Origin of the sequence: Burkholderia sp. LA-2-3-30-S1-D2, from assembly GCF_001523915.2 — a bacterium.
Taxonomy (GTDB): Bacteria; Pseudomonadota; Gammaproteobacteria; order Burkholderiales; family Burkholderiaceae; genus Burkholderia; species Burkholderia diffusa.
In genome coordinates this window covers 1,562,932-1,583,333 of sequence record NZ_CP013383.1, presented here as the reverse complement: position 1 = coordinate 1,583,333, position 20,402 = coordinate 1,562,932, and the positions used below count along the sequence as shown (strand labels likewise).

15 protein-coding genes are annotated in these 20,402 nt (G+C 65.2%); 4 read left to right on the top strand and 11 right to left on the bottom strand.

The window, feature by feature from the left end:
• The first annotated feature begins 18 nt into the window (after positions 1-18).
• Entirely contained in the window at positions 19-1,188 is a 1,170-nt protein-coding gene (locus WS66_RS07310) for an acyltransferase family protein (RefSeq protein WP_059599259.1), read from the top strand.
• A gap of 140 nt (positions 1,189-1,328) precedes the next feature.
• On the opposite strand, the gene WS66_RS07305 is transcribed toward WS66_RS07310, so the two are convergent.
• From WS66_RS07305 to WS66_RS07295, 3 genes are all read right to left on the bottom strand, one after another.
• Positions 1,329-2,408 (bottom strand): glycosyltransferase family 4 protein, encoded by a 1,080-nt coding sequence (locus WS66_RS07305; RefSeq protein ID WP_059599260.1) that lies wholly within the window; start codon positions 2,406-2,408, stop codon positions 1,329-1,331.
• A 27-nt stretch (positions 2,409-2,435) separates the two neighbouring features.
• Positions 2,436-3,584 carry a glycosyltransferase gene (locus WS66_RS07300; protein WP_059599327.1) on the bottom strand — a complete coding sequence of 383 codons (1,149 nt, stop codon included), beginning with the start codon at positions 3,582-3,584 and terminating at the stop codon, positions 2,436-2,438.
• A gap of 459 nt (positions 3,585-4,043) precedes the next feature.
• The gene (locus tag WS66_RS07295) at positions 4,044-5,093 is read right to left on the bottom strand and encodes a glycosyltransferase family 2 protein (protein WP_059599261.1); all 1,050 of its coding nucleotides are present in this window, start codon (positions 5,091-5,093) and stop codon (positions 4,044-4,046) included.
• 428 nt (positions 5,094-5,521) lie between these two features.
• On the opposite strand from WS66_RS07295, the gene WS66_RS07290 reads away from it, so the two are divergent.
• Positions 5,522-6,811, top strand: coding sequence for a right-handed parallel beta-helix repeat-containing protein (locus tag WS66_RS07290; RefSeq protein ID WP_059599262.1), 1,290 nt, complete (start codon positions 5,522-5,524; stop codon positions 6,809-6,811).
• Between the two features lie 114 nt (positions 6,812-6,925).
• Here WS66_RS07290 and WS66_RS07285 read toward each other — a convergent pair whose 3' ends face one another.
• Positions 6,926-8,500 carry a mannose-1-phosphate guanylyltransferase/mannose-6-phosphate isomerase gene (locus WS66_RS07285; protein ID WP_059599263.1) on the bottom strand — a complete coding sequence of 525 codons (1,575 nt, stop codon included), beginning with the start codon at positions 8,498-8,500 and terminating at the stop codon, positions 6,926-6,928.
• Positions 8,497-9,081, bottom strand: coding sequence for a drug:proton antiporter (locus tag WS66_RS07280; protein ID WP_059599328.1), 585 nt, complete (start codon positions 9,079-9,081; stop codon positions 8,497-8,499). The genes WS66_RS07285 and WS66_RS07280 overlap by 4 nt, the downstream gene beginning before the upstream one ends.
• Before the next feature lie 1,299 nt (positions 9,082-10,380).
• On the opposite strand from WS66_RS07280, the gene WS66_RS07265 reads away from it, so the two are divergent.
• On the top strand, positions 10,381-11,772 hold the full coding sequence (locus WS66_RS07265) for a sigma-54 dependent transcriptional regulator (protein ID WP_059599264.1): 1,392 nt from the start codon (positions 10,381-10,383) through the stop codon (positions 11,770-11,772).
• Between the two features lie 31 nt (positions 11,773-11,803).
• On the opposite strand, the gene WS66_RS07260 is transcribed toward WS66_RS07265, so the two are convergent.
• From WS66_RS07260 to WS66_RS07235, 6 genes are all read right to left on the bottom strand, one after another.
• On the bottom strand, positions 11,804-14,275 hold the full coding sequence (locus tag WS66_RS07260; protein WP_236872877.1) for a glycoside hydrolase family 2 protein: 2,472 nt from the start codon (positions 14,273-14,275) through the stop codon (positions 11,804-11,806).
• Positions 14,275-15,330 carry a DUF1839 family protein gene (locus tag WS66_RS07255; protein WP_059599266.1) on the bottom strand — a complete coding sequence of 352 codons (1,056 nt, stop codon included), beginning with the start codon at positions 15,328-15,330 and terminating at the stop codon, positions 14,275-14,277. The genes WS66_RS07260 and WS66_RS07255 overlap by 1 nt, the downstream gene beginning before the upstream one ends.
• A complete protein-coding gene (locus WS66_RS07250) occupies positions 15,327-16,298 on the bottom strand; it encodes an amino acid--[acyl-carrier-protein] ligase (RefSeq protein ID WP_059599267.1) in 972 nt (323 codons plus the stop codon). The genes WS66_RS07255 and WS66_RS07250 overlap by 4 nt, the downstream gene beginning before the upstream one ends.
• Positions 16,295-17,491 (bottom strand): acyl-CoA dehydrogenase family protein, encoded by a 1,197-nt coding sequence (locus WS66_RS07245; protein ID WP_059599268.1) that lies wholly within the window; start codon positions 17,489-17,491, stop codon positions 16,295-16,297. The genes WS66_RS07250 and WS66_RS07245 overlap by 4 nt, the downstream gene beginning before the upstream one ends.
• Positions 17,488-17,739: an acyl carrier protein gene (locus tag WS66_RS07240; RefSeq protein ID WP_059599329.1), complete on the bottom strand. Its 252-nt coding sequence runs from the start codon at positions 17,737-17,739 to the stop codon at positions 17,488-17,490. The genes WS66_RS07245 and WS66_RS07240 overlap by 4 nt, the downstream gene beginning before the upstream one ends.
• 168 nt (positions 17,740-17,907) lie before the next feature.
• Complete coding sequence (locus WS66_RS07235) at positions 17,908-18,690, bottom strand: Crp/Fnr family transcriptional regulator (protein WP_179955235.1); 783 nt, start codon at positions 18,688-18,690, stop codon at positions 17,908-17,910.
• A gap of 915 nt (positions 18,691-19,605) precedes the next feature.
• Here WS66_RS07235 and WS66_RS07230 point away from each other — a divergent pair.
• Positions 19,606-20,388, top strand: coding sequence for a Crp/Fnr family transcriptional regulator (locus WS66_RS07230; protein WP_059599269.1), 783 nt, complete (start codon positions 19,606-19,608; stop codon positions 20,386-20,388).
• Positions 20,389-20,402: the final 14 nt, after the last annotated feature.

Here is a 20,402-nt window from a genome sequence, read left to right as displayed (position 1 = left end):
CCGGAGCCACCACTTTTCATGGCTATTCACAAGCAGAAGTTTGAAATTCTGGACGGGTTGCGCGGCATTGCGGCAATCAGCGTGATGTTCATGCATTTCCTTCAGGATCTGCCGATACCGATACTGCAGAGCGCGTATCTTTCGGTGGACGTTTTTTTCATGCTGAGTGGATTCATCCTGACGCAGGCTTACGGCGAAAGACTGCGTCAGGAATCGTGGTGGGGCGAGTATTTGAAGCGACGAGTGATACGCCTGTATCCGATGATATGCATCGGGCTCACGATCGGACTCGTGAGCCTCGTCGTCATGCGTATCCACTCGTCGGCGGCGTTTTCGTTCGGTAACCTGGCGGCAGCTTCCGGGCAGAACTATTTTTTCGTTCCGTATCTCGGTCGTTTCTCCGTGTCGGGCTTCGTCGGCGCGGCGAATCACGGCTTGCCGGCAGTCGATGACCCAGGGGTGTTTCCTCTGAATCCGCCTGCATGGTCGCTGTTCTTCGAGCTGTTCGCGAGTGTCGTCCTGATCGCGGCGTTCAGGATGAATGCGCGGAATCTGCTGCGACTGGCGTATGCATGTCTCGGCGCTTTCGTCGTGTATGGGTGGCTCGTGGGCCTCGACAACGACAAGCTGACCGTCATCCTGAATCAGGGTTGGTCGGCCGATAACTTCATCGGCGGATTCTTCAGGGTCGGCTACGGGTTCCTGCTGGGCGTTGCGATCGGGAAGATGCACGACGCCGGTCTCCCGGTCAGGCCGCACTGGTTCGTCGCCGGGCTCGTCAGGAACGACTACATGCTGTTTGTCGCTTTCCTGCTGATGGTCGTGTTTCCGACGTCGATCAAGGGAATCTACGCGCTTGCCGTGCTGATGTTTATCGCGCCTGCGCTGGTTTATCGGGGCGCCATGCTGGCTCCGAGCGGCAAGGTGATTGCACGTATCAGTGCATTCCTCGGCTGGATCTCGTACCCGCTCTATTGCGTGCATTATCCGATCGGAAGGCTGGTGTTCGCGTATGCCCCGCATGGCGACATCCACGTTGTCAGAACGGCGATTCTTGCCGCGGGCGTTTCGATCGTCGCCGCCGCCGTCCTCGCGAAATTCGTCGAGGAGCCGATCAGGTCGCATCTCGGCAAGCGCCTGTTCGGAAATCGACGGGCTGCGGCCGGCAGCACGGTCAACGTTGCGTAACTGCGCCGATTTGCCGAGCATGCCGGCCGCCGGTGGCGCGACTGCGTGAAACTGCGCGTCTCGGCCGGGTCGCCGGGCATCGCATGAGGGCAGGGCGTGTCGATCCGTTCCTTTCCCGACGGCCACACGCCGCGATCGCCCTACAGTGACTCGAAGATCTCCTTCATCATCTCGGCACTTCGGCTCCAGCGATATTTCTCGGCGTGCAGGCTTCCTTTACGTTTGAGCTCGGCCCTGAGCTCAGCGGAATCGAGCAGGCTCCGCAACTTCTGCGCGATATCGTCCTGCGAATACGGATCGCAGTACAGCGCCGCATCGGCACAGACTTCCGGCAGTGCGGCCGATTGACCGACGACCGCCGGACAGCCATATCGCATCGCCTCGAGCGGCGGTATGCCGAAGCCTTCGTAGATCGACGGGTAAAGGAAGCACGCCGCGTTCTGGTATAGCGCCTTCAGTTGCTCGTCGCTGATGTAGCCTACGTACTTGATGTTCGGTTCGGCCGCCGAGAGATGATCCTGCTTGCCGAACACGGTGGTGTTTTGCATACCGACGATCACGAGATCGACGGACGGATCGTTGATCTGCCGGAACGCCGCGATCAGGCGGCCGAAGTTCTTGGTGGGGTTCATGCTGCTGACCGCGAGCACGAACCGGTCCGGCGTCAGCGCGTGCTTGTCGAGCACGCTCATGTCCGGTTCCAGGGCATCGAGATGATCCGCGCCAAGTGGCACGACGCTGATCTTGTCGGCGGAAACGCCGCAGTGATGCGCGAGGCGATCCCGCGAGAAACTGGAGTTGGTCAGCACGCAAACGGAGGTTCGCGCGAGAATCCAGAACATGATTCGGTACCACATGCGAAACGGCCGCGAGAAATGCGCGGGCGTGTCGAACACCGCCGCGTCGTGCATGTAGATGATCTGGTTGCCGATGAAAATGGATGCCGAATTGCTGAGATTGACGATGCAGCCGCGGCGCGCGAACAACGGGAGAACCAGTTGCTCCCAGACCACGCCCTTGTAAAACCCCACCTTGACCGTCTTCGCGCCGCTTATCTCGACGCCGGGCTGCGGCGGCACCAGCACGGTCACCGGCTCCTGCGGCTGAAACTTGATCAGTGCGGCGATCAGTTCGCGCGCGACGCGTTGCACGCCGGTTGTTTTCTGCGTCGTGAATCGTCCGTTGTATACGAGTTGCTTCGATTTCTTGAAAGCGGTCATGTCGATAAGGGAATGTCGAAATCGGAATCAGGCTTTGACGTGATCCGGTACAACCGGCTTGAAGTCGCGCGTGTCGACACGCGGCTCGTCGGTGTCGAGTCCGTAAAGACCGCGCCACTGACGGAAGATCGCGTTCATCGAAAATCGCTGAATCGCCCGCTGCCGGGCAGCCGCACCCATTTCCTCGCGAAGCTGCCGGTCGTCGCGGAGCAGGCTCAGATATGCGGTCATCTCGTCGGCGTTCGACGCGACGTAGCCGGTCACGCCGTGAATCACCACGTCGCGATTGCCCACGACGTCCGTCACCACGGCCGGTATGCCGGCGACCTGCGCTTCGATCAGCGCGACCGGCATGCCTTCCCAGCGGGAAGTCTGGACGTAGATGTCCAGTTCCGATGTCAGCGCGAGCGCACGAGCGCGAGTTACCCAGCCGCTGCAGACGACGGCGCGGCGCTGGACGGGATCCGGAATCTCGGCGGCGTCGCCGCCGATCCAGAGAAACTCGACGTCCGCGCCATGCAGCTCGTCGGCGAGGCGTACGAATGCTTCATGATTCTTCTGGAACGACGCGCGACCGCTCATCCCGATGACGACCTTGTGATCGTCGCGCGTTCGACGCGGTGGAATCTCCGCCGCATTCACGCCGTTTTCCACCAGGACCGCCGACTTCGCCCGGACCTTTTCCCTGATCTCGGCGAGTTCGCTGCCCGAGCACGCGACGATGGTTCCGCCGATATGCGCCGCGATGCGTTCGAAGTTCAGGTAGGCGTACTGCTTCATGCGCGATACGTCGCGGCGCAGGAACGAGAGTCCGTGCGGCGAGTAGAGGACCCTCGCATCCGGGGCGGCGATCCGGGCGGCGACTCGCCCCAGCACGCCGGCCTTCGACGAGTGCAGATGAATCGCGGTCGGCTTGCAGTCGCGCAGGTTACGGACCAGCGAACGCAAGCTCCGCAGGTCCTGTTTGATGCTCACCTCGCGCGCCATGTCGACGTACGTGAGCTTCACGTCGGGCAGGAACAGCGTTGAAAAATCGGTCGGGGTTTCCGGTCGGATCGAATGCAGCACCGTCACGTCGACACCGGTTGCCGCGGCATGGTTCGCGAGATGGGTCAGCATCGACAGCACGCCGCCGCCAAATGCCTCGGCAATATGAACGATCTTTTCTTTGGTCATCTTCGGGTCCAGCGATCCGATCGCACATTCATCGCCCATCGTGACGATGAGCAGCCTGAAAATCGTGCGGTCTCGGTGTCCGGTTCGTTAAACTATGCATTCCTGATTGATAAATGCATGGCAGTCTTGGCCATTGGATCCTGCTGTCGCGGTCGCATGTGTGAGCTGGCGAGGCGGCCCGGTGATTTCAGCCGATGCAATATCGGGTAGACGTTGCCGGCGCGCACCGAACACGATGCTGCACGAAGCATCCATGTCGCGTTCTACGTGGCGGCTAGATTCCTCGGAACATCGGACGCCGGCGTTCGACTACGACGACTGGAGACGAGAACGCGGCGAAATCCGGTCAGTGCGCGTGAATCCACTGGTCCGGATCATTGTGCAGCGCATGCGCGACCCACTGGGTGCGATGGCTTACCGAAGGCGCGATTCGGCGCCGGAAGCGCGGGTCCCGCGCTGCTATCGAGCGTCGGCGCGACGACCGGATGATTTGCGCACGCGTGCGAGAGGGTTGGAGATGTAGCGAATCGCGCGGTTGCTGAGCGTTGCTGACGGCAGCAGGCATGCGAGTGACAGCCCGGCGACGGCCACCTTCTTGGCAGGACCCCAGAACGGATTGCGGAGCACGGTTTGCCAGTAGCGCCCGGATTCGCACAGGAACCAGCGCCAGCGTCGCACGAGCGGCGCGTGATATAGGGTGCTGGCGAAGCGGGCCTTTTCGATCGCGAAGTCGAGCGGCGCGATCGGTAACGCCTCGTGCAGCCGCGTGCCGGCGATCATGCGCAGCGTCGACCACCGGCGTTCTGCCTTCTGCGCGCCTGTCGCGGCGTCTTCCGAATTGGTGAGGGCAAGGGCTGGCGTGTCGTCGGCCGGGCACGTATCCGGCTGCTGATGCACGCGATAGCCGCCGAGCGTTGCATCGATCATGTGCACGTTGCCGAGCAACGCGATACCGTAGATCGCGTAGAAGTCGGCGCCATGCAGGTTGTCCGGGGTGACGGGCACCGGAAAGATGCGCTTGAGCGCATCGACCCGATATGCGTTGCCCGATGCTGGCGGCGACGGGTACAGCCAACCCGCGCGCAGCAGGCGGCCGCAATCGGTGTCGACGGCTGACTGCGGCACGCTCGCCCCGGTCATCGCACCGTCGCGTGCGATCACGTCGAGCCGGAAATGCACCTTCACGAAGTCGCCGGACGCGAACGCTGCCAGCACGCGGGTCGCTGCGTCGTCATAGAGCAGGTCGTCCGCGTCGAGCAGAATGACGTAGCGCGTCGTGACGTGCTCGAGCGCGCGGTTGTATGCGGCGACCTGACCGCGATTCTCCTGAAACACCGCCGTCACGCGCTCGCCGTACGAGCGAATGATGTCGCGCGAATCGTCGGTGGAGCCGTCGTCGACAACCAGCACGCGTACATCGTGCGCGGTCTGTGCGAGCGCCGAATCGATCGCGTCGCGCAGGTACGCGCCATGATTGTAGTTGCAGATTGCGATGGTCAGGTCGGTCATGAACGGGTGCTGAACGAGCGAAGGGCGGGCGATCCGGGTGCGGCGCGCGTGGTGCTCTCCCGGGCGCACTGCACGTCGGGACCACGACGCCGGATCGGGTGCGGCCGGTGCCTTTGGGCGATGCCGTAGCACGGTCGCGTCGCGTGATGGCCATGATACGCGTCGTCGATCGGCAGTCGGTTCGCGAGCCTACCGTTCTGCGATTCGCTTCAAGAGAAGCGCGATGGTCAACGGCACGCGAGATCGCGCCGCGAGAGCGGGGTGCATTGGTCTGTTGACGCACCGAAACCCGGCTGTTTCGAATGGTCTAATCGAACGTATCTTATCGCCCGCTTTTGGCGGTATCACGGGCAGGCAACCAGGCCGGCATGCCGTGTTCGGGTGCGCCAGCCGACGCGCACGAAGTCATTCGAGGGAGCAGATTCGATATGCGTAGATCGCAAAGCCCGTTTCTCGCATGCGCGGCGATCGCCGGCATGTGCATGGCAGGCGGCCCGGCGTGGCCGGGTAGTGCCGTGGCGGCAGTCGGTACGCCCGCACCGGGCGCGCTTCATGCGAACGTACCGGATGCGTACGTTCGTCCCGCCGCGGACGCGGGGGATCAGACCGACACGCTGCAGCGTGCGCTGGACGCGTTGCAGCCGGGCCAGCGACTGATATTCGCGCCGGGGCGGTACGTGATCGGCCGCTCGCTGGTCGTGCGGCAGCCGAATGTGGTGTTGTCGGGCTACGGCGCGACGCTGATCGCGACAACTCCAGACGACCAGACGATCGAGATGCGCGGCGACGGTACGACACTCGTCGGCTTCCGGCTCGCGGGAACCGGCACGACGCGGCTCACGACGCCCGCGTCGACGAAGGTCGAGGTAACGGGGCGCGGCGTGCAGGTCCTCGACAACGTGGTCGACGGCGGCGCTGGCGCCGGCATCTTCGTGTTCGGCGGCGCGGACGTCGCGATCGTCGGCAACGAGGTGCTGTCGACGCTGGCGGACGGCATTCACATGACGCACGGCTCGCACAACGTACTCGTGCAAGGCAACGTCGTGCGCGGCACCGGCGACGACATGATCGCCGTGGTGAGTTACCTGGCGGAAGGCGTGCTGACGCGCAACGTGCTGATTACCGGCAACTCGCTGGAGGGCAATCCGTGGGGCCGGGGCATCACGGTGGTCGGCGGTGCGAACGTCACCATCTCGAACAACATCGTGCGCAACGTGCAGGTGAGCTCGGGAATTCTCGTCGCGCAGGAAGACAGCAACCGCACCGCCGGCTCGTCCGACATCCGCATCGAGCGCAACTCGATCGCGGATATCCAGACCGCGACGGGGCGGCCCGATCCGCGCCCGATCACACGGCAGGCGGCGATCGAGGTCAGCACGTGGTCGGGTTCGGTGTCGCGCGTGACCGTGATCGGCAACCGCGTATCGCACGCGCGATTCGACGGCATTCGTCTGTGGGGAAACGTGTCCGGCGTACGTATTGCGGACAACCAACTGTCAGAGATCGGCGGAATGCCGGTCCGGATCGACCCTGCGCACGATTGCGCGGCCGGCCGGCCGACGACGGCATCGGGAGGGCGAGCGAAGGGCACGCCGTGTGCGGCCGCGCTTCAGTCACTGTCGGCCGCGAGTGACGCGGTCGGCGCGGATACGTCGTTGTTGCCGCGCGTGCGCGAGTCCGTCCGGCAGGCGCGCTGGTCGCAAGGCGGAATCGACTGATAGTGCGTCGCGTGGGACGCCGGTTTGCGGCGGCACGCGGTGAACGGACCGCCGTCGCTTGATCGCGCGGCGGTGCCCGTCATCGTCGAGCGCGCCGCCGCGATCGGCATGCGCCTACCGGATGACGCCGCGTTCCGCGACTTCCTCGTCCGGTTCGCGCGAGGCGAGCGACGCGCGCTGCGGCGCGGTCTCGACAACCGGCCGCCCATACAGATCGTCGAACCGCACGATATCGTCTTCGCCGAGATAGTCGCCCGACTGCACCTCGATGATCTCGAGCGGAATCCGGCCGGGATTCTCGAGACGGTGGACCTCGCCGACGGCGATGTAGGTCGATTCGTTCTCGCTGAGCAGAAAGGTTTCGTCGCCGCGCGTGACCTTCGCGGTACCGCGCACGACGATCCAGTGCTCGGCACGGTGATAGTGCATCTGCAGCGACAGCCGCTTGCCGGGCTCGACGACGATCCGCTTCACCTGGAACCGCTCGCCGAGATCGATCGAATCGTAGTATCCCCACGGCCGCTGCACCTTGCGGTGTTCGCTTGCCTGCGGGCGCTGCTCGGTCTTCAGGCGCGCGACGATGTTCTTCACGCGCTGCACGTCGTGCTTGTTCGCGACCAGCACCGCATCGGGCGTCTCGATCACGACGACGTCCTTCATCCCGACGCACGCGATCAGCCGGCCTTCCGAGCGCACGAAACTGTCCTGCGTATCCTCGAACACGATCGGGCCGCGCGCGACGTTGCCCTGATCGTCCTTCGGCATGATTTCCCAGATCGCATCCCAGGTGCCGACGTCCGACCAGCCCGCGGAAAGTGGGACCACGATGCCTTCGATGCCGAGTTCGGGGTTCTGCGCGAGGCGTTCCATGACCGCATAGTCGATCGAGTCGGACGGACAGGCGTCGAAAGCCGCCGCGTCGATTCGGAAGAACGGGTCCTCTGCGGTGCCCGCGCGCCATGCCGCGTCGCAGGCCGCATGGATGTCGGGTGCGAGCGTGCCGATCGCTTTCAGCCAGATCGATGCGCGCGTGATGAAAATTCCGCTGTTCCACCAATAATCGCCCGAATGCAGGTAGCGTTCGGCGAGGGCGGCGTTCGGTTTCTCGACGAACCGCCCGATTGCATGGCCGCCTTGTCCGCCGAGGCGCCCGGCGCGTGGTTCGCCGACCTGGATGTACCCGTAGCCGGTTTCCGCGCGGCGCGGCAGCACGCCGAGGGTGACGATCGCGCCTTCCTGTGCGTAGCGCGCCGCGCGTCCGATCGTCTCCTGGAATGCGGCGACGTCGCCGATCACATGATCGGCCGGCATGACCACGAGGATGGGGTCGTCCGCAAGCGCGCTGGCGTCGAGCGCCGCGAGCGTCAGCGCAGGTGCCGTGTTGCGCGCGGCCGGTTCGAGCAGGATACGGGGAGGCGCCGCGCGCCCGAGCACCTGAGCGGCGCTCATGATGCGATGCTGTTCGCCGCATACCAAGAGCAGCGTGTCGCCGAGTGCCGCGTTCGCGATGCCGTTCAGGCGGCGCGCGGTCGACGACAGCGGCGATTCGTTCGAGGTCAGCTCGATCAACTGCTTCGGATACTGCTCTCGCGACAACGGCCAGAGGCGCGTGCCCGAACCGCCGGCGAGAATGACGGGCAGGATGCAGGGCAGCTCCGGTTCGGGAACCGGGCGAAGGGTGGCGCTCATCGATTGACTCCGGTATCGGCGGACAGCCGGTTGTGTGCGCAGCCGTCGACGCGCGCGTCCTCGTCTCGCGATCGCGTCGCGGAGAGGCTCCGCGACAGGAGCTGGCGCAGCGCGCCGGCGGCGCGGCCTGCCGGCCGGACGAGACCGACGAACGGCGCACCCTGTTCCAGATAGGGGCCGTAAGCCTTGCGGAATCCGAAACGCTTGTAGAAAGCCTGGCGCTGTGCGGGCACGTGCGTGCGCACGGACACGTCGGGCCATGCGGCTTGCGCGGCCGTGAGCGCGCGCTGCATCAGTTGCTCGAGGGTGCGGTCGTCGCGACATGCCTCGCTCGTCAGTACCTTGTCGATCACGACGTCCGGATCCGCGTCGTCGCCGGGGAGTACGCGCGCGTAGGCGACGACTTCCGTCGTGTCGCCCCTGTGCATGCACGCGAACACGTGCAGCGCATGCGCATCCTTGCCGTCGATGTCGAGATGCGTGTACGCGTCCTCGACCACCAGCACCGCGTTTCGCGAGCGCAGGATTGCGTAGAGATCGATGGCGCTCAGATGTTCGAATTCACAACAATGCCATTCCATGATGCTGTCCTCGTGTGAAGCCTTCAGCACGCCGGGCCGCATCAACGCGTTCGTTGCGTGCGGCCCGACCATATCCATGATGCGGATGCGGCGCGCGGCGGTCTGTTCGAAAGCGTACTCACGCTCCCGTTACTCCTGTTTCGCGGGGCCGATGCCGGCTGCGCAAGGCGTGCCGCGAACGGGGCAATGTGCGGTAGCACACGGTGGCCGTATGGCGGTTTTCCCATAATTGACGCATCGCGACGGCCCGCTGCGAAACGCGCAGCGAGGTCGTCCGCATCGAACGAAATTGAAGGACCCGGGGGCCTTGCTTGAAGATTGAGATCGTTCATGGCGGGCAGGTCGCGCATCGCGATCGGCTGTCGCTCGCACGCCACCGTCTACCGCATCGCCGATTTCCTCGCGGTGCGCGCATCTTTCATCTGGCCGCGATCATTTCGCCGCGCCGGCCAACACGCGCATACTTGCCATTCCGCGCTGCCCGACTCTTTTGGCGCTGCGCGCGGGCTTGCGCCAGCGCCGAGCCTGTCGCATCGGCATGCCCGCAGCGACCGGAGATGGCGCGACAGGCATGGACCTCATGCTGCATCGCGGCAGGAGCCGGACGATCCGGCCGGCCGCTTCGTTACGATGTTGTAACGGGCGCGCCCGGTTCACCCGCGTTCGATGTGTCACGCCGGCGTCGCGCTGGACGCGCGATTACCGACGCACGAAACATGTTGTCCGGACTTTTTGTGCGATTCAGGCGAGAATCGCGGGCAATGGGAGGCACCGATCTTGCAGAAAAGTGGGATTTGCCACCGATTGACAGGAATGGTCGTAGATAATCAAATCTGAGTCGCTAAATGCGCGCCGCGACGGCGGAGCGGCAGCGTAATGGCCTGAATTGTTATTTATCTTTTGGTAACAAGGCCATCTCGATACGGGGTGTAAATTCAGGAGCAGATGAAATGAGGTCACCATTCCGGAAGCGGGTTGGCGGCCATCCGGTTCAGCATCGGGCGCGACTGTCGTGTACGACGCGACGCAAATGCGGACGAAATTTCCGTTTGCCGACGCGCTCCGCCTGACGGCGCGTCGCATGAAAGCCGGAACGCCTCGGCTCCCGTGGCCGCGCGTTCCCTTCGAGTTCGATGACAACGAGGCCGGATAACATCCGGCTCGACCTCCGGGGGCTCTCGCCTTGTGCAGTTTCGATCTTCGCCAAAGCTGCGGAAACGCAGTGCGGACAGGCGGCCATGCGCCGCCGACCGCAGCGCACGCGAACGATTCGCGGAGTGGAGAAAGTGATGGTTCGTTATGAATATGCCAATAGCGCGCGATAACAGCGCAGGCGGGGGGAGGACTACCGTGCAGCGTCCTCTGATTTACTGGACCCAGTCGCCGTCCGTCATGCTGCGCAAGGAGCTTGCTCGGCGCGACTGGAAAGTGACGGTCGTTGCACACGCAAACGAATTGCGCGACACCTCCGGCGAAATCACCTGCGGCATCCTCGACCTGAGCGGCGGCCACGCCGACGCGATCGGCAGCATCGCGTCGACTTGCGCGTCGATGCGCGATGTCGTATGGGTCGCGCTCGTCGAAACCGGCCAGACGGCCTCGCCGAACGTGCGCGCACTGTTGCGCGACTATTGCTTCGACTACATCACGTTACCCGCGTCGCACCAGAGAATCGCCGATACGGTCGGCCATGCGTACGGAATGGAATGCCTGTTCGCGCGCGATCGCGAAGCCCTCGAATCGCGGGAGCACGGCATCGTCGGCACCTGTAGCGCGATGCTGCGGCTGTTCGATACGGTGCGGCGCTTCGCGCGCACCGACGCACCGGTGTTCGTGTTCGGCGAAACGGGAACCGGCAAGGAGCTGACGGCCGTCGCGATCCATCGTCATTCGGAACGGCGCAACGGCCCGTTCGTCGCGGTCAACTGCGGTGCGATCCCGCCCCACCTGCTGCAATCGGAACTGTTCGGCTACGAGCGCGGCGCGTTTACCGGCGCGAACGCACGCAGGATCGGCTACGTCGAGGCCGCGAACGGCGGCACGCTGCTGCTCGACGAAATCGGCGACCTGCCGCACGAGAGCCAGGCGAGCCTGCTGCGCTTCCTGCAGGAGGGCGCGATTCATCGCCTCGGCGGCAGCGATCCGGTGCCGGTCGACGTGCGGATCGTCTCCGCGACCCACGTCGACCTGCGCGAAGCGATGGAAGAAGGGCGTTTCCGCGCGGACTTGTTCCACCGTCTTTGCGTGATGCGCATCGATCAGCCGCCGCTGCGTGCGCGCGGCAAGGACATCGAGCTGCTCGCCCATCACATGCTGGAACGCTTTCGTGGCGACGCGCGCCATCGTGTGCGCGGCTTCTCGACGGATGCGATCACGGCGCTCTACAAGCACGACTGGCCGGGCAATGTCCGCGAACTGATCAACCGCGTGCGGCGCGCGGTCGTGATGACGGAAGGGCGCCTGATTACCGCGCAGGACCTCGAGCTCGAATACTGTCTCGACGCCGCCTCGCCGTCCGTTGCCGATATCCGCAAGTCGATCGAACGTGAAGCGATCGAATCCGCGCTGCTGCGCACGCGCGGACGCGTCGCCGCTTCCGCGCGCGAGCTCGGTGTGTCGCGTGCAACACTCTATCGCTGGATGGAAGCGTACGGAATCGAGCGGCCGCGTGGCACGGGATCGTCGGACTGACGTGTGCGGGCGGCCGTGCGGTCCGGTCGCGTCAGCCGGCCAACGCGGCGCGCACGGTTCGTGCGGCGTTGACCGCGCGGATCTCGACGGTCGGTGGCGCACCGGCGGCCGGATGGCCGCCGGCGTTATCCTGCGGCACGAGCGCGACGCGTGCCGGCGTGCCGGGCGCGAGATCGAACCAGTCGTCGCGCGGCACGAAGCCCGGTGCGTCGATCTGCACGTGACGCGCGACGTGGCGCGTATCGATGTCGACGTGCCATGTGTCGCCGGTGCGCGACACACATGCCTCGATGCCGGGTTCGCGGCGGGCGAACACGGCCGGGTGCGTGCGGGACGGGAAGTAGAAGGCCTGCGACAGCAGCGTGCCGTCCTCGGCGCGCAGCGTCGCGACGACGGTATCGTGCTCGCACGGGCCGAAGCGATACGCGTAGGTCCAGTCGAAGAAGCGGCCGAGCAATTCGGCCGAATCGAGCCGCACCGTGCCGTGTGCGGCGATCCGGAGCGGCCCGCCGGCCCGCGCGACCGGCGTGCGGCCGTCGCGCAGCGCGACCAGCTCGACGGCTGCCGACAGCGGCGCCGGCCGCTCGTTGATCACGTGCACGTCGAGCCCGTTCAGCCCTTCGTCGACAAGCAGGACCTGCACCGGTTGAAGTACCTGGCGCAGCGCATACCATGCCGATTTCGGCCGATGCGTCGCATCGAGCAAGCCCCATCCGGCGCCCGCCATCACGTCCTGGAACTGCCAGACGAGCGCACCGGCGCAGCGTGAGCCGGTGCGCCGCCATTCCGAGAACGTGTCCCGCATCAGGTCCGCGATCACCGCGCGCGACAGCTCGAAGTAACGCGACGGGTCCTCGCGCCGCAGGCGGTCGGGCGCCACGTCGTACAACGTCTGCAGATAGTGATCGCGAATATCGTCGAAATCCCACGACGTGCCGGGATCGCGCGGCACGGCCGCTTTCCAGCGCGGCTCGTGTACGCCCGGCCAGCCGAGGCTTGCGAGCATCGCATCGCACGGCACGTTCGCGAACGCGAGGCATTCGCTTGCGAAGCGCACGTCGGCGCGACGCGCGTCGTCGAGCGGGCGAAGGTACGCGCCGACGCCATAATAGTGCGACACGCGTTCGCGCGGCATGAACGGCAGCACGCCGCCGTCGGGCGAGTCGGGGACGTAAAGCGCGTCGGGCCGTCGCTTCGCCACATGGCCGGCGAGGCGCTCGGCGGTCAGTTCGAGGAAGCGCTGTTTCGGCCCGAGCCCCGACATCGCGGCCTGCTGCGCGATCTCGCTGCCGCCGCACAGCACCGCGAGCGATGGCGACGCACGGTGGCGCGTGAGGAACTGTTCGACTTCGCGATCGACGGCGTCCGCGAACGCGTGATCGTCGAGCGCGTAGTCGAAGTTCGCGAACATGAAGTCATGCCAGACCAGCAGTCCGAGCCGGTCGCACCACGCGTGGAATGCGTCGGCCTCGTACGCCATCGTGCCGCCGACGCGAATCATGTTGAAGCCTGCGTCGCGCGCGTGTCCGAGCAGCCGGCCATAGGTTGCGTCGTCCGCGTGCAGTGCGAGCGGTGCAGCGCTGCTCCAGCAAGCACCGCGCGCGAACACGCGTACGCCGTTCACGCGCACGCCGAACCCTTTGCCGTCGTCGCCCGCGTCCTGCTCGATCGTGCGAAAACCTGTCGCGCCGAGCGACCGTCGGTCGGCGCCGATGTGTAATGCGACGTCATAGAGCACCGGTTCGCCGTGCGTGTGCGGCCACCAGCGGCGCACGTTCGGCACCGCGACGCTCGCGTGCAGGCGGCTGACGCCGCTGCGCTCGAGCGTCGCGTGGTGCTCGCCGCACGACAGCCGGGCCGTGAACGCCTCGGGCAGCGGTCCGGCAAAAGCGAGTTCCGCGTCGAGCCAGCCGGTGTCGCCGTCGATGCGCGCATGCAGGTCGCAATGAACGAGAACGGGGCCGTCGGCCGGATCGAGCACGTCGACGGGCCGCCACGGTCCGGTCGGCACGCAGCGCGGAAACCAGCCGGGCATGTGCCCGAGCAGCGACGTGCGAACGGTGCGCAACGTCGCCGGTTCGGCCAGACGCGTGCGCCAGCGTGCACGCCGCGGTGCGCGCACGTCGCGCAGGTGCGGCGCGAGGGCGCGGAAGCAGACGGTCAGCCGATGCGTGCCGTCGAGCGACACGGGCACGTCGTGCGCGACGAACATGCTGTCCGAGCGCAGGATCGGCGTGTCGTCGAGCCATGCTTCGGCGAGTGTCGCGAGGCCGTGAAAGCGCAACACGCGCGGCCCGTGCCCATGCAGTTCGACGCGATACCAGTGGTCGCGCTCGGCGAGCGACGCCGTGTCGTGGTGCCGTCCGGCCAGCGCGAGCGCTTGCGCGACCGTGCCGGGGACGGGGGCGGCGACCCAGCCGTCGGCGGGAAGATCGAGCGGCCCGCGCGCGGCGCCGGCGGCCGTGGCGAGCATCGACCACGCGAGCGCGGCTGGGGCGCGCATCACCGCATCAGCGGCACGGGGGCCGCGTCGCCGCGAACGGGTGCCGCGTGCTGAAGCGGCGGGGTGATCTGCCGCGCGCAGTCGATCAGGTCGGCGTAAGCCGCTTCGATCGCTTCGAGCGTCGCGTCGCCGCGCTCTTCCTTGCCGCGCGCGCAGGCCCGCGCCAGCCGGAACTCGAGCACCATCGCCTCGGACGCGATGCGGTCGCAGGCGATGCGAATCTCGGCGAACGGTCCGACGCAGCCACTTGCCTGCAGCCAGCGCGCGTAGTGGCCGAACAGTTCGAAATTCGCGCCGAGTTGCCGCACCGAATTGAACGAGTACGCGTGGAACCGTTCGAGCGGGGAGACGGCGAGTGATTTCGCATCGATCTGCAACTGGCGCCGGAACATCGTGACCGGATTGACGACCGGCAGGCGGCGCAGATGGCGCTGCAGCGACGCGAGCGAGGCTTCGCACAGTGCGCGCTCGTCAAGCGGCGCGAAACGCCGCTTCGCGCACTCGACGTAAGGCGGCAGCGGCATCGGCGAACCGCCGCCGACGAGGCCGTCGTAGTCGATATCCTCGGCCACGTAATAGCCGCTGTTGTGGAAGTAGCCGATCTGGCGGCGCGTGCGATCGATCGCGTCGATACCGATCGTCGTCTTCGTATGCTGCGTGCGGTAGCTGCTGCCGCGCGTGTCCGGCAGGAACCACGCGTCGACTTCGACGATCATCAGGTGACCGCGCGCCACCTGCGTCTCGATGTGCTGGTCGAGCGGCTCGTAGATGGAGTGTTCCTGCACGACGATTCCGTAAAGCCGCTCCAGTTCGTCGTGCGGAAACTTGAAGAACGTGAACTGGTCGCCCTCGAAATCGAGTGCGATCGTAAACGGCAGTGCCGCGTACGGATTGAGGCCCCACCACCGGAGCACCTCGAGCCACATGTCGACGTAGCAGTTGGTCTGCTTCCAGACCATCTCCTGACTGTGCAGCGGGTGCGGCCGGTAGTGGCGTGCGCGGTGGCGCACGTCCTCGAACGACGCATCCTCGCCGTCGCGGGACACGAATTTCATCGCGTACCCCACAGCACGTCGCGAACGTCGGCAGGCCATGCGTCGATGTCGAAACCATGATGACGGAACAGCGCGAGCGTCAGCCGCTCGAGGCCGAAGCCGACACAGCCCGTGTGCGCGACGTCACCCGTTGCAGTGCGGATGTCCCACAGCAACCCGAAGTGATCCATGTGGTAGTTGAAGCTCAGGCACGCGGTCTGGCGATCGTCGTGCTCGATCGGGATCAGAAGCTCGAACTTCAGGTTCTGCTCGCGCTGGCTGTTCGCGACGATCTTGCCGCCGCGCCCGAAGAACGGATCGTTCGCGAGATCGATCGCGTTCGGCAGGCGCAGCGCCTCGATCATCCGCGTGCCGCGCTCCATCCACGTCGCGCGGAACGCGACGATCTGCTCGGGCGTGCCGATCTGCACGTATTCACGCATCCGGAACAACTGCATGCGGGTCGGGTCGAGCGACGGCTCGTGGCGGAAGCAATACGAAAACACGTCGACGATGCGGCCGTGGTCAGGCAGTGCACCCGCGCGCGCGACGACCGGATAGACCGGGTAGCAGGCGGCCGGCGTCATCACGACGTAAGTCGGCTTCTGGCTTTCGGTCCAGTCCTCGCCGCGGTCGAGGCACTGCAGCACGCGCTGGTGACGCTGTTCGTCGCCGCAGAACGCGTGCACGCTGCCCGCGAGTTGCGGGAAGCTCTTCATGTATTCGCTGCGCTCGAATTCGGTGCGGCTCATCGCCGGCGGGAAGCGCAGCACTTCGGCCTGCTGGTCGGCGCCGAGGCGCGTGACGAAGGCGTCGAGCGCCTCGACGACGCGCTCGAACCGTTCGCTGCGGCCGAACAGGCCCTGGATGCCGGTCGACACGAGCAGGCCCGCATCGATCAGCTCGTCGCGCAGCGGATTGACGCCCGCGCGGTCGAGCGGCGCGTCGGACGGGGTGGCGGCGGAGGGCACGGACAGGCGGTCGTTCACGAATGGATCTCCAGCGTCGCGGGACGCAATGCGAGCAGCAAGCTCGCGGTATTGGCGGCAATGCGGTCGTTGCTGATCATCAGCGGCGCCGCGTGCAGGTCGCGCAGATGGCGGCCGATGCTGAACGGCGTGCCGTGCTTGTAGCCGGCCATCCCGCAGATCATCATTGCCTGCTGTGCGACTTCGAGCGCGGTCGACGACACATAGGTCTTCAGCGTGTTGATCTCGGCAGCCCAGGCCATGCCGGCCGACCACGAGCGGGGCGACGCGCTGGCATAGAGGCGCAGGACGTTGTCGACGCGGGCCTGCATCGCCTGCATCAGCGCAAGCGATTCGGCGATGCGCCGCGACGCGGGCGACGGCGCGCCGTCAGTCTGGCGCGCCTGCGCGCGGAAGAACTGATGCGCGCGATGGAACGCATCGCCGGCCACGCCGATCCACACCGCCGCCCACAGGATGTGCGAAACCGGCACCATCGTCTGTTCGGCGATCTGCGCGAACGGCACGGGCAGGCATTGCTCGGTCGCGCCGTGTGCGTCGAGCACGAAGCCGTTGCTGCACGTTCCGCGCATGCCGAGCGTGTCCCATTCGCCGCGGCGCGTGAGCGTATAGCCGTCGCGCAGCAGGGTAACGAGCACCTGGTCGGACGCCGGCGCGTCGGCGTCGCGCCGCGCGGTCGCGAGGATACCGTCCGCATAGTCGCCGTACGAGATCGTCGGCGCGGACTTGTGCAGCCGGAATTCGCCGCCGTTGGTCGCGAGCGCGCACTGGCTCGCGCGCAGGTTGCCGCCGACGCCGTCTTCCGACGTCGCCGACGCGAGCAGCCACTGATGGCGCACGAGCTGCTGCAGGAACAGCTTGTGCCAGCCCTGGTCGGCAGCGTGATTGACGATGCAGGCGACCTGGATCTGATGCATCGCGAACACCATCGCCGACGATGCGCAGGCCTGGCCGAGGATCGAGCATGCCGATGCGATGTCGGCCAGCGATGCGCCGGCGCCGCCGAGCTGGGCCGGGACCATTGCGCTCAGCAGGCGGCGCGCGCGCATGGCCTCGATCGCTTCGACGGGGCAGCGCGCGTCGCGATCGACCGCATCCGCGTGCTGGGCGGCGATTTGCGCGACCGCGCGCGCGGCCTCGTCGAGCCGGCGCGCATCGTCGTCGGCCGCGAGTTCGGGAAGCAGCGCGCTCATGCGGAATGCTCGGAGCGTTGCAGCGTAGCGATCGTGTCCGCGAGCGCGTCGATGCTGCGGAACAGATTGCGGTTCAGCATCTCGTCGGGAATCTCGATGTTGAACTGCTTCTCGATCGCGAGCATCAACTGGATCGTGTCGAGCGAGGAGAGGCCCGCTTCGTAGAGGTCGTCCCTGTCACCGATCGAATCGATCGCGGCTTCGAGGTGGGCAACGTGCTTGAGGATGGTTCTGATTTCGTTTTTCACGTGCTGCTCCGGCGTATGTGATGTCGTCCGCACGGTCGGACGCGCGCAGCGCGCTGACATCCCCCCGGCAGTCCGGCATCAGTAGACCATTCGCAAGCACGGCGTTCTGTACGCCACCCTACAATCGGCTGACTCGGATCGCACGCGTGCGCTGAAACGGCGTGCGCATCACGCGCGTGCCGCGGCGGTCACGCTCGAGTCGGCGGACAGGATGCGCTTCATCTCGTCGCGCACGATTGCGCGGCAGCCGCATGACATTTTCTCGAGGCCCGCAAGGTCGGCAAGCTCGATCGAGCTCCGGTACTGTCGAATCAGGCCGAGTTTCTGAATCTCGCCGGCTGCGTCCGTGACCGTCTCGCGACGCACGCCGAGCATCTGCGCGAGCATGCTGTGGGTGACCTGGATCTCGATGCTGCGCGACCGGTCGTAGGCAAGCAGGAACCATCTGCATAACTGATGTTTGAGCACGTGATGGCGGCTGCAGAACGTGATCTGCGATACCTGGGCCATCAGCAGCCGCACGCAGACAAACACCAGGTGGCGAATCACCGGCGACGCATCGAAAGCGGCGGCGAAGATGCGTCGGTCCAGCCGGTAGACGAAGCCGTCGCGACATGCGACGGCACGGCACGGCATCCGGCCGCTGCCGCCGATCACGTCGTCGCATACGACACTCTCGCTGCCGATCTCGGCAACTTCCAGCGTCATGCCGCCGGACGAAACGTACTGCAGCGAAATCGCCGTCGTGACGGGCAGGTAAACCGCGGTGAGCGTTTCGCCGGGCTCGCACAGCACCTGGCCCGATTTCAGGTGAACGAGCTGAAGATTGGCAATCAGCGTGGCGCGTTCCTCGCGGTCGAGGGCCGCGAGGAACCGGTTGGCGTCGAAGCTGTGGGAGAGCTCGATCATGCCGTTCGCGTGGGCGACGGCGTCATTGGCCTGGTGGGTCACGGCGCATCCTCGTAGGGGGCGGTCGCACGTCGCGCGGCGGTATCCCGGGGGATTTAGCACGCGCGTGCGGATTTGTGTTCGTCGAAATTCGAATGACGATCGCGGGAAAAGGCTAGCACGCAATTGAATTCGATAAATTGCGCACTACGTCACTTCACAAAGTTTGACGATTCAACGTAAATGAAAATGTTATATGGATTTGAAGATCATGCTCTGAAGAGTTAATCGCGTTGATATGGATCGACGGATAAGTCGAGAATTCGATGTCGATCCGGAATCAATCGAGAAGTGACAGGTATCGTACATGTAAAACATTAAGAATGCATCTAGCATTATTTGACAATCGAGATTGCGGTTGTGAATTTATCAATCGAATCATGTGGTTATGTGGGTTATGTGCGTTCGCTTACAAAGCCGTAAATTAATGTGTAGATTCATATTTGAGACAGTTTCAAACGATCATTCGAGGTGCCGTGAACCGCCCAGGCGCCATGCGAGACATCACGGAAACAATTGAAAACGGCCCGTAAGTATTTGAACGATAAGCTTCGCGCGCCGCTGCTGGCGCCGCCGTGCACTCGGTGATCATTGATCAGTCGAATCGCTTCCTGTGTCCACTGTGGTAGAGGGTGTCCGAAAATGAGACGCTTTTGACAGTTTTCAGTTGGTAATTCGGCGGGGCTAAATCGCCGGTCATTTATATATTAAGGATGAGGCGGGTATTGGCACGTAAATCGCTTATTGAGATGGGCGCATCGAAACGGGACGCCCGATTCGATCCGGCGGCGTGAAGCCGCAGGTTGATTGGATGGAGGGTTGTGGGCCGCAACCCGCGTCGCCATCCGGACGCGCATCACGATAACGAGTTCCGCTGACGCAGCTGCATGCGGCGCGGAAGACAAATGGGATACAGACATGCTTCATCTTCACTCGAGCTACTCGGCGAATGCCATCCTCGATGCCCTCCCGGAGGACAGCATCCGTGCCATCGCACCGCACCTCGAACTGGTCAGGATCAAGGCCGGCATGCTCGACCGTGTCGGGGAACCGATGCGCCATCTGCATTTCCCGACGACCGCCATGATGTCGGTGCAGCACCTGATGGAAGACGGCGCGATGGTCGAGGTTGCCGTGGTCGGCCGCGAAGGTGTGGTCGGCCTGGCGACGCTCGTCGGCGGCACCTCGGTATCGAACCGCATCGAAGTCCGTATCGGCGGGATGGCCTACCGTGTGCCGACCTGCGTGATGCGCGCGGAATTCGAACGTTCGCCGGCGACGTATCGGCTGTTGTTGAACTACTGCCAGGCGATGATGGCGCAGATTTCGCGCAGCGCGTTGTGCAACCGCCATCACTCGGTCAGCGAGCAGTTGAGCCGCTGGCTGCTGCTCGCGCATGACCGGATCGACGGCGACGAACTGGCCGTCACGCAGCAGACGATCGCGAACATGCTCGGCGTGCGTCGCGAGGGGGTGACGGAAGCAGCCGGCAACCTGCAGGAAGCCGGGCTGATTCGTCAACGTCGCGGCCGCATCACGGTGCTCGATCGCGACAGCCTCGAGCGCCAGGCGTGCGAGTGCTACGAGCTGATTCGTGCGGACTATCGCCGGCTGCTCGGCACGCGTGCCGGCGTGCGATCGATGCCGGTGCGATCGCGCATGCACGATGTGCACGGCGGATTCCCCGCGCACGGTGCGTGACGATGCATGCGACG

Bases quoted from the DNA above. Each gene is read 5' to 3' on its own strand.
- WS66_RS07260 (WP_236872877.1), bottom strand. From the start codon at position 14,275: ATGCGCGCCCCAGCCGCGCTCGCGTGGTCGATGCTCGCCACGGCCGCC.
- WS66_RS07255 (WP_059599266.1), bottom strand. From the start codon at position 15,330: ATGAAATTCGTGTCCCGCGACGGCGAGGATGCGTCGTTCGAGGACGTG.
- WS66_RS07230 (WP_059599269.1), top strand. From the start codon at position 19,606: ATGCTTCATCTTCACTCGAGCTACTCGGCGAATGCCATCCTCGATGCC.
- WS66_RS07295 (WP_059599261.1), bottom strand. From the start codon at position 5,093: ATGACCGACCTGACCATCGCAATCTGCAACTACAATCATGGCGCGTAC.
- WS66_RS07300 (WP_059599327.1), bottom strand. From the start codon at position 3,584: ATGACCAAAGAAAAGATCGTTCATATTGCCGAGGCATTTGGCGGCGGC.
- WS66_RS07310 (WP_059599259.1), top strand. From the start codon at position 19: ATGGCTATTCACAAGCAGAAGTTTGAAATTCTGGACGGGTTGCGCGGC.
- WS66_RS07265 (WP_059599264.1), top strand. From the start codon at position 10,381: ATGAATATGCCAATAGCGCGCGATAACAGCGCAGGCGGGGGGAGGACT.
- WS66_RS07280 (WP_059599328.1), bottom strand. From the start codon at position 9,081: ATGGAATGGCATTGTTGTGAATTCGAACATCTGAGCGCCATCGATCTC.
- WS66_RS07245 (WP_059599268.1), bottom strand. From the start codon at position 17,491: ATGAGCGCGCTGCTTCCCGAACTCGCGGCCGACGACGATGCGCGCCGG.
- WS66_RS07305 (WP_059599260.1), bottom strand. From the start codon at position 2,408: ATGACCGCTTTCAAGAAATCGAAGCAACTCGTATACAACGGACGATTC.
- WS66_RS07290 (WP_059599262.1), top strand. From the start codon at position 5,522: ATGCGTAGATCGCAAAGCCCGTTTCTCGCATGCGCGGCGATCGCCGGC.
- WS66_RS07285 (WP_059599263.1), bottom strand. From the start codon at position 8,500: ATGAGCGCCACCCTTCGCCCGGTTCCCGAACCGGAGCTGCCCTGCATC.